Source organism: Chryseobacterium lineare (assembly GCF_977014045.1).
The window spans coordinates 4,153,568-4,166,443 of record NZ_CDRNIQ010000001.1 but is presented as its reverse complement, the minus strand read 5'-3'; the positions used below and the strand labels follow the sequence as shown (position 1 = coordinate 4,166,443).

The 12,876-nt window shown below is 38.1% G+C and carries 15 protein-coding genes; 9 read left to right on the top strand and 6 right to left on the bottom strand.

From position 1 onward, the window contains the following. The first annotated feature begins 36 nt into the window (after window positions 1–36). From ACWNCI_RS18760 to secG, 3 genes are all read left to right on the top strand, one after another. Window positions 37–1,350, top strand: coding sequence for a M16 family metallopeptidase (locus ACWNCI_RS18760; protein WP_449389447.1), 1,314 nt, complete (start codon window positions 37–39; stop codon window positions 1,348–1,350). 49 nt (window positions 1,351–1,399) lie between these two features. Next, complete coding sequence (locus ACWNCI_RS18755; protein ID WP_449389446.1) at window positions 1,400–3,445, top strand: M16 family metallopeptidase; 2,046 nt, start codon at window positions 1,400–1,402, stop codon at window positions 3,443–3,445. Between the two features lie 133 nt (window positions 3,446–3,578). Then, window positions 3,579–3,935 (top strand): preprotein translocase subunit SecG, encoded by a 357-nt coding sequence (secG, locus tag ACWNCI_RS18750; protein ID WP_346986309.1) that lies wholly within the window; start codon window positions 3,579–3,581, stop codon window positions 3,933–3,935. An 89-nt stretch (window positions 3,936–4,024) separates the two neighbouring features. Here the strand turns inward: secG and ACWNCI_RS18745 are convergent, their stop codons facing one another. Genes ACWNCI_RS18745 through recR form a run of 5 tightly spaced genes read right to left on the bottom strand, consistent with a single transcriptional unit; the run spans window position 4,025 to window position 8,157 of the window. Continuing rightward, window positions 4,025–5,053 (bottom strand): hypothetical protein, encoded by a 1,029-nt coding sequence (locus tag ACWNCI_RS18745; RefSeq protein WP_449389445.1) that lies wholly within the window; start codon window positions 5,051–5,053, stop codon window positions 4,025–4,027. Then, complete coding sequence (locus ACWNCI_RS18740; RefSeq protein ID WP_346986312.1) at window positions 5,050–6,183, bottom strand: NAD-dependent epimerase/dehydratase family protein; 1,134 nt, start codon at window positions 6,181–6,183, stop codon at window positions 5,050–5,052. The genes ACWNCI_RS18745 and ACWNCI_RS18740 overlap by 4 nt, the downstream gene beginning before the upstream one ends. A 4-nt stretch (window positions 6,184–6,187) precedes the next feature. Further along, window positions 6,188–6,739: an acyltransferase gene (locus tag ACWNCI_RS18735; protein ID WP_449389444.1), complete on the bottom strand. Its 552-nt coding sequence runs from the start codon at window positions 6,737–6,739 to the stop codon at window positions 6,188–6,190. After that, on the bottom strand, window positions 6,736–7,527 hold the full coding sequence (locus ACWNCI_RS18730) for a glycosyltransferase family 2 protein (protein ID WP_449389443.1): 792 nt from the start codon (window positions 7,525–7,527) through the stop codon (window positions 6,736–6,738). Before ACWNCI_RS18730 ends, ACWNCI_RS18735 begins: the two co-directional genes overlap by 4 nt. A gap of 15 nt (window positions 7,528–7,542) precedes the next feature. Further along, complete coding sequence (gene recR / locus ACWNCI_RS18725; RefSeq protein ID WP_449389442.1) at window positions 7,543–8,157, bottom strand: recombination mediator RecR; 615 nt, start codon at window positions 8,155–8,157, stop codon at window positions 7,543–7,545. Between the two features lie 382 nt (window positions 8,158–8,539). On the opposite strand from recR, the gene ACWNCI_RS18720 reads away from it, so the two are divergent. The 6 genes from ACWNCI_RS18720 to ACWNCI_RS18695 all read left to right on the top strand — a co-directional run bounded on the left by ACWNCI_RS18720 (window position 8,540) and on the right by ACWNCI_RS18695 (window position 12,415). Beyond that, on the top strand, window positions 8,540–9,145 hold the full coding sequence (locus ACWNCI_RS18720; RefSeq protein ID WP_312901631.1) for an LURP-one-related/scramblase family protein: 606 nt from the start codon (window positions 8,540–8,542) through the stop codon (window positions 9,143–9,145). Window positions 9,146–9,165: 20 nt separating this feature from the next. Further along, window positions 9,166–9,657 carry a hypothetical protein gene (locus ACWNCI_RS18715; protein ID WP_449389441.1) on the top strand — a complete coding sequence of 164 codons (492 nt, stop codon included), beginning with the start codon at window positions 9,166–9,168 and terminating at the stop codon, window positions 9,655–9,657. 85 nt (window positions 9,658–9,742) lie between these two features. Further along, the gene (locus ACWNCI_RS18710; protein ID WP_449389440.1) at window positions 9,743–11,188 is read left to right on the top strand and encodes an aminoacyl-histidine dipeptidase; all 1,446 of its coding nucleotides are present in this window, start codon (window positions 9,743–9,745) and stop codon (window positions 11,186–11,188) included. 115 nt (window positions 11,189–11,303) lie between these two features. Then, window positions 11,304–11,537, top strand: coding sequence for a hypothetical protein (locus ACWNCI_RS18705; RefSeq protein ID WP_449389439.1), 234 nt, complete (start codon window positions 11,304–11,306; stop codon window positions 11,535–11,537). After that, complete coding sequence (locus ACWNCI_RS18700; protein WP_346986319.1) at window positions 11,521–11,820, top strand: type II toxin-antitoxin system RelE/ParE family toxin; 300 nt, start codon at window positions 11,521–11,523, stop codon at window positions 11,818–11,820. Before ACWNCI_RS18705 ends, ACWNCI_RS18700 begins: the two co-directional genes overlap by 17 nt. 13 nt (window positions 11,821–11,833) lie before the next feature. Further along, entirely contained in the window at window positions 11,834–12,415 is a 582-nt protein-coding gene (locus ACWNCI_RS18695) for an LOG family protein (protein WP_449389438.1), read from the top strand. A gap of 66 nt (window positions 12,416–12,481) precedes the next feature. Here the strand turns inward: ACWNCI_RS18695 and ACWNCI_RS18690 are convergent, their stop codons facing one another. Continuing rightward, a complete protein-coding gene (locus ACWNCI_RS18690) occupies window positions 12,482–12,811 on the bottom strand; it encodes a ferredoxin (RefSeq protein WP_449389437.1) in 330 nt (109 codons plus the stop codon). Window positions 12,812–12,876: the final 65 nt, after the last annotated feature.

Below are 12,876 nucleotides of genomic sequence, written 5' to 3'. Positions count from 1 at the left end.
AAATTTGGCACTAATTGACAAAACAATTTCTACTTTATGAAAAAGCGACTTCTTTCGGTTGCTGCAGCGGCTTTCTTCGGAATGGCTCTGAATGCACAACAAATTAAATTTGAAGAGTATGACTTACCAAACGGTCTTCACGTAATCCTTCATCAGGACAATTCGGCACCGGTTGTAACGACAGGTGTGATGTACCATGTGGGTGCAAAGGATGAAGTAAAAGGGAGAACCGGTTTCGCCCACTTCTTCGAGCATCTTTTATTTGAAGGAACACCCAATATCAAAAGAGGTGACTGGTTCAAAATAGTTTCTTCAAACGGAGGACAAAACAACGCGAACACCACAAACGACAGAACGTATTATTACGAAACTTTTCCATCAAACAATGAACAGCTGGGTCTTTGGATGGAAGCTGAAAGAATGCGTCATGCCGTAATCAACCAAATTGGGGTTGATACTCAGAGAGAGGTTGTAAAAGAAGAGAAAAGATTAAGAATGGACAACCAGCCTTATGGAAATCTGTTCACTACCATTCAAAAAAATCTGTTCACGAATCACCCGTACAACTGGCCTACGATCGGTTCTATGGAAGATCTGAACTCTGCAAAACTGGAAGAATTCCAAGCTTTCTATAAAAAATATTACGTTCCGAATAACGCTACTTTAGTTGTTGCAGGAGATATCAATCCTGAAGAGACTAAAAAATGGATCCAGGAATATTACGGGGGAATTCCAAAAGGAACGGTTTACCCTAAAAACTTCCCTAAAGATGTTCCTATCACTCAGGAAAAAGAAGTAACGGCTACAGATCCGAACATTCAGCTTCCGGCTTATGTTTTTGCATACAGAACTCCGGGTAACAAAGAGAAAGACGCTTATATTTTAGATATGCTTTCTTCTTACCTGAGCAGCGGAAAATCTTCTGTTTTATACAAAAAATTGGTAGATCAGGATAAAAAAGCATTGCAGGTAGCTGCTTTCAACCAAGGGCTTGAAGATTACGGAATTTTCGCATTCTTCGCGATCCCGATGGGACAGACTACAAAAGCAACTTTACAGGCTGACATTGATGCTGAGATCAAAAAACTTCAGACGACTTTGATTTCCGAAGAAGATTATCAAAAACTTCAGAACCAGTTTGAGAACCAGTTTGTAAACGCGAACTCAAGTATCCAGGGTATTGCTGCTTCACTGGCAACCAACCACGTTTTGATGGGAAATACAAATCTTATCAACAAAGAACTCGACATTTACAGATCTATCACAAGACAGGATCTTCAGAATGCTGCTAAAAAGTATCTTAATTCCAACCAAAGAATAATCATCAATTACGTACCTGAAAAAAAGTAGTCAACTGACATAGGTTATAATATTGATTATTAACATTAAATTTTTACAAATGAAAAAGCAATTAACATATATAGCTGCAGCGTTTTTCTTCACAGGAATGGTTTCAGCACAAAAAATTGATCTTAACGCAATGCCGAAGCCGGGGCCGACTCCTGCTATCAACATTGCGAAACCTAAAACATTCCAGCTGAGCAATGGTCTTACAGTAATGGTTGTAGAAAACAACAAACTTCCAAGAGTAAGCGCCAGCCTTTCTATGGACAGACCTCCGTATTATGAAGGAAACGTAGTGGGAGTAAGCGAAATCATGGCGGAACAGTTCGAAAACGGAACAACCAACATGAGTAAGGACGATTTCAACAAAAAAGTTGATTATCTTGGCGCTAATCTTAATTTTTCTTCAAACGGTGCTGCTGCAAATGCACTTTCAAAATATTTTCCTCAGGTGTTGAGTTTAATGGCTGACGCTATTATAAATCCTAAATTTTCTGCTAAAGAAATTGAAGATTCTAAAGAAAGAGCCATCGAAGGTTTAAAATCTGAAGAAAAAAATGCATCTTCTATTGCATCAAGAGTTTCCACCGCTTTGATGTATGGTAAAAATACTTCAAGAGGAGAATTTGAAACCGTTGAATCTATCAGCAAAATCCAATTAGCTGATGTTCAAAATACATATAAAAAATACTACGCTCCTGACAATGCTTATCTGGTAATCGTAGGAGACGTAAAATTCGACAAGGTAAAACCTATGATCGAAAAAGCATTCGGCGGATGGAAAAAAGCCAACACCCCCATCACTCCTGTTGAGCCTGCTGCCAACGTAGCTGCTACAGAAATTGATGTTGTTGACGTGCCTAGCGCAGTACAGTCTGTAGTTTCCGTAAACAACCTGAATACTTTGAAAATGAAGGATCCGAACTACTTCGCTGCTACTATTGCCAACTACATTCTTGGAGGTGGCGGTGAAGCGAGACTTTTCATGAACCTTCGTGAGAAAAACGGATTTACGTACGGCGCTTATTCCAACATGAGTGCAAGCAAATATTCTCCGCAATTCTCTGCAAGTGCAAGTGTAAGAAATGAGGTAACTGATAAAGCGGTTAAAGAATTTATGAATGAGCTTAATGCAATTTCTACCGTAAAACCTGAAGAACTGGAAAATGCTAAAGCTAAACTGAAAGGATCTTTCATTATGTCTCTTGAGCAGCCTGCAACGATTGCAAGATTTGCCTTAAACCAAAAAGTTCAGGACCTTCCGGATGATTTCTACACCAATTATCTTAAATCGATCGATAAAGTAACTGCCGCTGACGTTTCGAGCGCTGTGAATTCTACCATCTATCCAGGAAAAAGCAGAATTTTCATCGCTGGTAAGGCCTCTGATATTTCTGAAGGCTTGGAAAAATTAGGTTATCCTGTAAAATATTACGATAAAGATGCAAATCCGGTAGCAAAACCGACAGCACAGAAAGTAGACGCCAGCGTAACAGTGGCTTCCATCGCAGATAAATATATCAATGCCATTGGAGGAAAAGCTAATGTTGATAAGATTTCTTCTTACACAATAAACGCTTCAATGTCTATGCAGGGACAGAATATCGATTTTAAGATCGTAAAAGCTCAGGGTGGAAAAGAACTCACTATGGTTACCGCTATGGGACAGGTAGTTCAGAAGCAGGTATTTGATGGAAAAACAGGATATTCTGAACAAATGGGACAAAAAGTACCTATGAAAGCAGACGAGATTGCTGACAAACAAAAAAATACACAGCTTTTTGAAGAATTAGGCTTTGCTAAGTCAGCAGATTACAAACTTGCAGGAATTGAAAAAGTTGGAGGTGAAGATTCTTACGTGATAAAAGGAGGAGATACGACCTACTATTACAGTGTAAAAACAGGATTGAAAACCGGAGAAACTGAAACGATAAAAGCTCAAGGGCAGGAAATGACTGTTCCTACGGTATATTCGGATTATAAAGAGGTAGCAGGGGTAAAAATGCCATACACCATCTCTATCAATCAAATGGGAATGGATATGACCATGAAAGTAAAATCTTATGAAGTAAATCAGGCTAAGGATTCTGATTTTAAATAAGACTTTCTTACTTTATAAAGAAAACGGCAACAAATGTTGCCGTTTTTTATTTTTATCAGATATTTGATCACATCTTTCTTTGCTGTTCAGTAAAAAAAGATTAAATTTGCCCATTCAAAAAGATATCAAATTAATGGATTCTATATTTATACTATTGATGGTTCTTATTATGATCGCCAGTATCCTTCTGGTAATCATCGTTATGGCTCAAAACCCGAAAGGAGGAGGCCTTTCCAGTACATTTGGAGGTGCGTCTTCTGCTCAGTTTGGGGTGCAGAGAACCAACGACTTCATGGAAAAAGCAACATGGACTTTAGGAGCGACAATTATCGTTCTTATTCTTTTAAGCGTTGTTATTACTGGTAAACCTTCTGCAGCACCGGTACCGGTTCCTGCATCTAAAGAAGCTCCGGCTAAGCAATCTGCGGTACCTGCGAATACCACAGCGCCAGCTACGACACCGGTTCAGACTCCTGCACCGACGAAATAAGCAAATAATATTTTTACATAATGAAAGCAACTCAAATTTGAGTTGCTTTTTATTTTTTCTAATCGTATCGACGAATTGAATCTCTATTATTATTTTCTAAAGGAATTCCAATAATCATCCTGCGCATCCCCGAAAAGACAATCTATAAAGGAATTCAGAGACATTTTATACAAAATATCCTGGTCTATTTCCTTACCATCTGTTTTAAAAAAATCGGGATTCAGCTGTATATTTTCCCGGTCGATCACCAAAACATTATCCGGAGAATAAAAGGGATAGTGTATGATATCCGAATTCGTAGTAATAAGTTTCCTTCCCGAAGCTAAAACCTCAAAAGTCCTGATCGTAAGCCCGTTCTGGAAGGGTTTATTGATATCAACAACCGATTTCGTTTTTCTGTAAAAATCAATGATCTGCTGATGATTCAGTTTTTCGAAACTTACTTTTGCCATGTCAAACTGCTTTAAATTTTTGTCAATGATCTTTTTTAATCTGAAAGCTATTTTGCCCATCGCATAATAATAAAAATAAGATTTGAGCCCAAACTTGTCGGCAACGTCACGGATTTTCTCACCTACAATATACCGGTCTGTATGGGCGCTTCCGATAAATACTATGTCATAGACCGAAGCTTCGGAACGCTGATTCAGGTTTTTGTATTCATCCAGATAAAAAAGTGGACGGAAATTCATATCGTAAGTAACCGAATCACGATATTCAAAGGTAAATTTTTTATCGAAATATTTAAGATGATCAATCAGGTCAGGATACTCTGTCAGAGGATCAAAATTATAGTAGATCATTTCCATTTCAGGATTGCTTTCCTTTATCTTTTTCAGGAAAAAAGAAGGTGTCGCCTCACCTTTAATTAACAAGAAATAATCATATTTTTTATTTCGGGTCTCATTTAAGATACGGTCGTAATAAGTATTTATTTTTAAATGATAAAACTTTTTATTAAGGCGTACGATTCCCTTGGAAAAATTGGAGTTGGAAGGCCTTTCGTCGTAAAAATCAACCTCAGCACCGAGATCAGAAAGTCCTTTTGCTATGGCTTTTTCATAATTAAAAAAACTTACTGATAAGAAAAGTATTTTTTTACCATTTAAATCGATCATTTTAAAAGTCCTTTTACTTTCATTTCATCAAGAGATTCCTTGAATTTCACATCCTGAATATTCTGCTGTAATACCCAATTGGTAAATTTTGACATCCCTTCTTCAAAAGATATCTTCGGTTGGAAGTTCAGTTTTGATTTAATCTTACTGATATCCGCAAAATTATGCCTGATATCTCCCAACCGGAACTGTCCGGAGACATTGATCTCAAAATCTACATTATAAAACCTTTTCAGATTTTCTGCCACTGTGGTTACTGATGTTGAAACCCCTGTTCCTACATTGAAAATTTCTCCGTTTGCAGCATCGTTTTCAATACATTTCACTGTAGCTTCCACGGCATCATTGACATGGATAAAATCCCGTGACTCGTTTCCATCTTCAAAAACATTGATGTCATTTCCATTAAGAATTTGCGAAGAAAAAATTGACAAAATACCGGTGTAAGGGTTCAACAGTGACTGTCCCTCACCATACACATTCTGAAATCTCACCGCAACCGGTGCAACGCCCATGGAAGAACAGGCCGTCATCACCATTTGCTCCTGTGCATATTTTGTAATTCCATAGATTGACGTAGGATGTATCTTTGATTCTTCATCGGTCGGCAAAGCACGGAGCATCTGCCCGTCGGGATAAATGATCTCGAAAATACCGTTGCGCATTTCCTCTACATTTCTCGGTTTGGGATAAATAAGTCCCAATTCAGGATGAAGATATTTCCCTTCACCATACACGGCCCGGGAAGAAGCAATTACTACTTTTTTTACGTTGTGCGGCTTATTTACCAAAAGATCAAGCATCATTGCTGTACCGGAAACATTCACTTCTGTGTACTTTTCGATCTGGTACATTGATTGTCCGGTTCCCGTTTCGGCAGCAAGATGTACAATTACCTCCTGTCCTTCAATCGCTTTTTCCCAATCCTGGAAATTGACAACGTCTCCTTTGATAAAATTTACCTTCCCTAAAATACTTCTGTACAGCGGAGAATCTTCTTCAGGATTGTCCCCGTGAATCTGGCAGGAAAGATTGTCCATAACCGTAACGTCATATCCTTTTCTTTTCAGCTCCAAAGACAATTTACTGCCGATAAACCCGGCTCCTCCCGTGATAAGTATTTTCTGCATACTTTTATTTTACTTTTTCCCATTCCTGGGTTTCGAAATTATATTTTTTAACAATCTTTGCCGGCGCTCCGACAATAACACAGTAATCCGGAAACTCGCCTCTTACGACAGAATTAGCACCTACAATACATTGTTTTCCAAGCTTTGTTCCCGCCATGATCGCTGATCCCATTCCTATATAGCAGTTTTCACCAATAATAGTTTCACTAACGATATATTCCTGATTGACTATATGCTTATCAAGCTCCTCATAATCATGATCAATATTGGTGATGAATACGTTTGCTAATATCAGAGAACTTTTTCCAATCACAAGATTTCCTGCAGAAGTAATGTGAACATTTTGAGAGATGACCACATCGTCCTGTATATGAATATTTCCCTTCCGATGCACTTCCATTCTGAGATGGGGAAATATCCGTACTTTTTTACCTATAAAAACATTTCGGGTTCCCATCAAAAATATCGGTCTGCCCAGATAAGAGGGAAAACCAAACTTTCCGAAAAAGGGAGCATACAACAAAGCTCTTAATGCCCAAAAGATTTTATAAATCATAGCCTGCTTTTAAAAATCCTTACAATATATTTTAATTTTGAAAATATAAAAAATAAAACGTATTCAAAATAGCTAATTCTTTTCAATTGGTACATCTCGCGAAGATTTTTCTGTATCCCTTTCTCCATTTCCGGAAGATTGGCTGAAAGACCGGAGGCTCCGAAAGATCTTTTCCCTCCGCCGGTATATACCAGTTCTTCTCCCAGAATATACATTGAATTGTTTTTAGAAATCTTCATCCAGTAATTGGCGTCTTCAGAATATCTTTGGTTTCCATCAAAAAAACCTGTATTCTCAAGAACTTTCCTTTTAAATAAAGCCGTAGAAGTTTGTCCGTCTACCCTTAAAAGTAATTTTCTTACAGTCATTACCGCAAGATTCAAGTGATCTTTTTTATAAGGGAACCATATCTTCTCACCATTTCGAAGGCTTGTAATAAAATCTATATTTAATTTTTTATCCTCCAAAAATTTCATCTGTCTTTTTGTTTTCTGCGGCAGCCATTCGTCGTCGGAATCAAGAAAGGCAATATAATCGCCCTTTGCAATTTTCATTCCTGCATTTCGGGCTTTGGAAACTCCTCCGTTTTCCTGGGTAATAACTTTTATATTAAGTTCTGTGTGTGCATCCCTGTAGTTTTCCGCCAATCCTTTACTCTGATCCGTCGAGCCGTCATTAATGATGATAATCTCAAACTGCTTCAGATCGTAATCCTGATTTCTCACAGAATCCAAAGCTTTGATTATTGTATTTTCAGCGTTAAACATCGGTATTATTACAGAGATCATATCGGAAGAATTATATCATGATTTTTCTTCATTATAGGGCAACCTGTTTACAATCGATCTTCCCAGAGATATTTCGTCCGCATATTCCAGCTCATCTCCTACGGAGATTCCTCTCGCTATGCTCGAAAAGCTTATATCAAAGTTTTTAAATTTCTTGTAAATATAATATGCTGTTGTATCTCCTTCCATCGTAGCGCTCAGCGCAAAGATGAACTCTTTCACCTTTCCGTCATTAATCTTCTTTTCAATGCTTGGGATATTCAGCTGGGCGGGCCCTATACCTTCCATCGGAGAAATTTTCCCACCTAAGATCAAGTATTTTCCGGTATATTTCCCCGTGTTTTCGATGGCAATCACGTCACGAACATCTTCTACGATACAAATCAGTTCGTCATGTCTTTTCGGATTACTGCAGATCTCGCAGACCTCAAAGTCTGAAAAATTATGACATTCCTTACAGTATTTGATATCATTCACAAGGCTGATCAGGGAATTTCCAAGGCTTACTGCTCTGGAAGCCGGCTGTTTTAATAAATGTAATGCTAAGCGCAACGCCGTTTTTCTGCCTATTCCCGGCAATCCGGAAATTTCATCCACCGCTTTTGCCAAAACTTTACTTGGGTAATCCATGACACAAAAATAAACAAAAAGATGCGGATTCGGAATATTTTTAAGAAGCTGCCCGAACTTGAGATCTTAATCGGAATATCATTTCCGGAAAGTTTGCCGCACGGGTGTAAGAGACTTTCCCGGCTTCCGGAAAAGTTGTTACGAGGGTGCATGAAGCTTTCCTGGTCACCGGAAAGGTTGTCGCAAGGGTGCAGCAGATTTTCTTGCTGTCGGGAAAACCTGTTGCGAGAGTGTAAGGAACTTTCCGTGTTTCTGAAATATTTAATTCTTAAATGTTCATAAAAACCTTACTTTTTAGCTTAAATGGCGTTAACACACCCTATATTTAAAGCAAATAATATTATCTTTGAGCCACTAAATATTAACTTGAAAATAAACTAAAATGGTACTTAACAATTTAAACTATCCTCTGGATTTTAAATTTAAGATTACAACATTAGCCAGTGATTTCAACATCACGGATAAGAACGGTAACTATGTTGCGTATGTGCGTCAGAAAATGTTTAAGCTGAAGGAAGACGTTATTGTTTTTAACGATGAAAGTAAATCCAAAGAACTTTTCAGAATCAAAGCCAATCAGTGGATCGATTTCAACGCCTCGTATTCTTTAACCGAAATTGCTACGGGCAGAAACTTCGGAAGAATGGCCAGAAAAGGCATGCGTTCTATCTGGAAGGCCAGCTATGATGTACTGGATGCCAACGATCAGCCCAAATTCAAAATTCAGGAAGACAATGCGTGGGTACGATTTTTTGACGGAATGGTTGGAGAGATTCCACTCATCGGAGCATTTACGGGATATTTCCTAAATCCTTCCTACACGGTGACCGGATTAGATGGAAAAGAGTATTTTAAACTGAAAAAAATGCCGTCATTCTTCGGAAGAAGATTCCAGCTTGACCGCCTCATCGATATTGATGATGAAGAGGAGAGCCTTGTAATCCTTTCGCTATTGATGATGACACTTCTTGAAAGAGCAAGAGGATAAACTTTTAACAAACCACAACAATGAAATACCTTATCATTTTCTTTTCTGCTTTTCTGCTGGTTGCCTGTAAAAAAGAACAACAGACCTCTCAGGCTTCTGCTCCGGCAGATTCTGCCAAGACAGTTCAGGATACTGTAGCAGCTGATATTTCTTCAGGAAAAATTACCGTTGATACCTTTCCCTTTCCGACAGAAATTAAGGAATGTTCGTGCTATTTTGCCAAAACTAAAGCTGACTTCCTTGCCGAGAAATATATTTATGCAGACGATGCCGGGAAAACTGCTTACATGAAGCTTGACGGAAAAAAGATTTCTCTAAACCTGATCTCATCAAGTGATATGGAAGGCGATGAAGAACTGAGCAAGGAGATAGAAAATGATAACTATAAAATCTCTGTAAAAGGTAAAAAAATAAAAGGCGAAGAAGCCCTGCTGTTTGAAGGTACTTTAACGATCGAAAAGCCTGACGGGACTATCGTAAAGATGCCGATCTATGGAGAATGCGGCTGTTAAAAGGCTTCTGGCTTCTGGCAAAATTACTGCTTCCGGATTATCGGAAGCATTTTTTATTTTGTAATTTTGAGAAAAATAAATTTCAATGGAACTATCTACTATAGAACCGCAGATTATCTGGAAGAATTTTTCCAAATTAAATGCTGTTCCGAGACCATCAAAAAAAGAAGGAAAAGTCATTGCATTCATCAAAGAATTCGGTGAAAATCTAGGATTGGAAACTACAGTTGATGAAGTCGGCAATGTCATCATTAAAAAACCGGCAACACCGGGCATGGAAAACCGTAAATCGGTGGTGCTTCAGTCGCATCTTGATATGGTATGCCAGAAAAACAATGATGTTAATTTCGATTTTGATACGGAAGGAATCAAAATGGAGGTCGATGGTGACTGGGTAAAGGCGAAAGGAACGACCTTGGGTGCAGACAATGGTCTTGGAGTGGCTACGATCATGTCGATTTTAGAAAGTACCGATATTCCGCATCCTGATCTGGAAGCACTTTTCACCATCGATGAAGAAACCGGAATGACAGGTGCTTTGGGTTTAAAACCCGGACAGCTTACCGGCCAGATTCTTCTTAACCTCGACACGGAAGAAGATGATGAAATTGATATCGGCTGTGCCGGCGGGATTGATGTAAGCATTTCGCAGGATTATAATACAGAAGTGGCGAAGGGACAAATTATCAGAATCGAAGTTAAAGGTTTGCAGGGTGGTCATTCGGGAATGGATATTCATAAAGGTTTTGGAAATGCCAATGTGATTTTAGGAAGAATCCTTTATAAAGGTTTGGAAAAAGAAAACATTCAATTAATCTCTATTGATGGTGGCGGATTAAGAAATGCCATTCCAAGAGAAGGCGTTGCTGTAGTTTCTGTACGAAATGCACAGGAATTCATCGATGAAGTAACAAACGGACTTAAAAAAGAAATTCTTGAAGAGTTTGCAACGGTAGAACCTAATCTTCATATCAATATTGAAAGTTCCACAACTTCAGAGAAAGCACTTTCTGAAGAAGATTCGAAAAAAATCATTCTTACCCTGAAATCTCTTCACAATGGTGTTTATAGGATGAGTCCTGACGTAAAGGATCTTGTGGAATCTTCCAATAATGTTGCAAGAGTAGAATTAAAGGACGGAGCCTTAAAAATTTTAAATCTTTCGAGATCGTCTGTAGATTCGTCAAAAGATTCCGTAGCAGAGCAATTGAAATCCGTAGCAGAACTGGCGGGAATGAAGACTGTTTTCAGTGGTTCTTATCCTGGCTGGAAACCAAAACCCGGTTCTGAGATCGTAAAGCTGATGGAAAAAATCTATACTGAAAAATTCAGTGATAAACCTCACGTTGTTGCCTGTCATGCCGGCCTTGAATGCGGAATTATCGGAGCAAATTATCCGGAAATGGAAATGGTAAGCTTCGGACCGACGATCAGAGGAGCACACTCGCCTGATGAAAAGGCCAATATTCCTTCAGCACAGAAATTCTGGAGCTTTACAAAGGATATTTTAGCGAATATTCCTTTACAATAGAATTGTAAAATGACTATATTGAATATCCAAAGTTGTGATGGCTTTGGATATTTTTGTTTTTGAATCTTTGCAGATTGTTATATAAAATTATAAATTTGAATAAATAATACAAGTTATGAATACACAGACTCTCAATGAAAAACTTGAATTAATTCAATGGTTATGTACATTGGAGGATGCTTCTATTATTAAAAAACTGATTCAATTCAGGAAAGAAGAAACCAAAGACTGGTGGAATTCAATTTCGGAAGAAGAAAAAAAATCTATTGAAAAAGGAATATCAGAAGCTGACAATAACGAATTGAAACCTCATTCCGAAGCCAGACAGTTATATGGAAAGTGGTTATAAAATTTTCTGGACTCCAAATGCTTTAAAGGAACTAGAACAAACCATAGATTATCTTCAAAATAATTTTACAGATAAAGAAATTAGAAAACTTGTTCATAAAATTGAAAGCTCGATAGAAATTATATCTCAAAATCCTTTTATATTTCCTGTATCCGAAAGCAAAGATGTTCACAAGGCAATTATTCTGCAATTTAACACTATGTATTATCGTGTAAATGATAGCGATGTGGAAATTTTATCATTCTTTTCAAACAGACAATCTCCTCAAAAAAGAAAAATTTAATTCTAATTTAACCATGAAAAGCATCACTGTATTCTGCGGATCGAGTTTTGGTTCGGAAGACATTTATAAAGAACAGGCAACACTGCTTGGAAAAACACTGGCAAAAAATAATATACAGCTGGTTTATGGCGGTGCAAATGTTGGCCTGATGGGTGCCGTGGCAGATGGAGCCTTACATGCAGACGGAAAAGTAATTGGTGTCCTTCCCCACTTTCTAAAATCAAAGGAAATTGTGCATAAACAACTGACCGAACTGATTCTGGTTGAAACCATGCATGAAAGGAAAACAAAGATGAATGAATTGTGTGATGGTGTGATCGTACTTCCGGGAGGTTATGGAACACTGGAAGAATTCTTCGAAATGATTACCTGGGCGCAGCTCGGGCTTCATCAAAAACCGATTGGCATTCTCAACATTGACGGCTTTTATGATGATTTGATTAAGCTAGTTCAAACAATGGTTGACAAAGGATTTTTAAAGCAAATTAACCGCGACATGCTGCTGATCACTAATGATATTGATGAATTGCTGAAAATGATGAGGAATTATAAAGCTCCAACGGTTGGGAAATGGATTTCGAAGGATGAGACATAAATCTATTATACAACAACACCCAAAGACAAGTCTTCGGGTGTTGTTGTATAATTTAAATAAAATTTCCTAAGGATAAGGAGCAATTTCCACTTCAAGTCCTTCCATTTCGGGAACGATGTGCAGCTGGCAACCCAGCCTGCTGTTTTCTTTCACATGAAAAGCTTCTCCAAGCATGGCGTCTTCTTCAGCACCCATTTCTTCAAGCCCGGGATCATTAACCACGTAAACCTGACAGGAGGCGCACATTGCCATTCCTCCGCAAACCCCGATTGTACCTTCTTCTGCCAATTCGTATGAACGAATGATTTCCATTAAGTTCATAGACATATCCGTTGGCGCTACAACATCGTGGGTTACCCCTTCTCTATCGGTAATTTTTATATTGATATCGTTCATCTTTTGTTGATGGTTAATGGTTGACGGTTGATGGAATTTGTTTTACTATCAATATATCCAAAAAC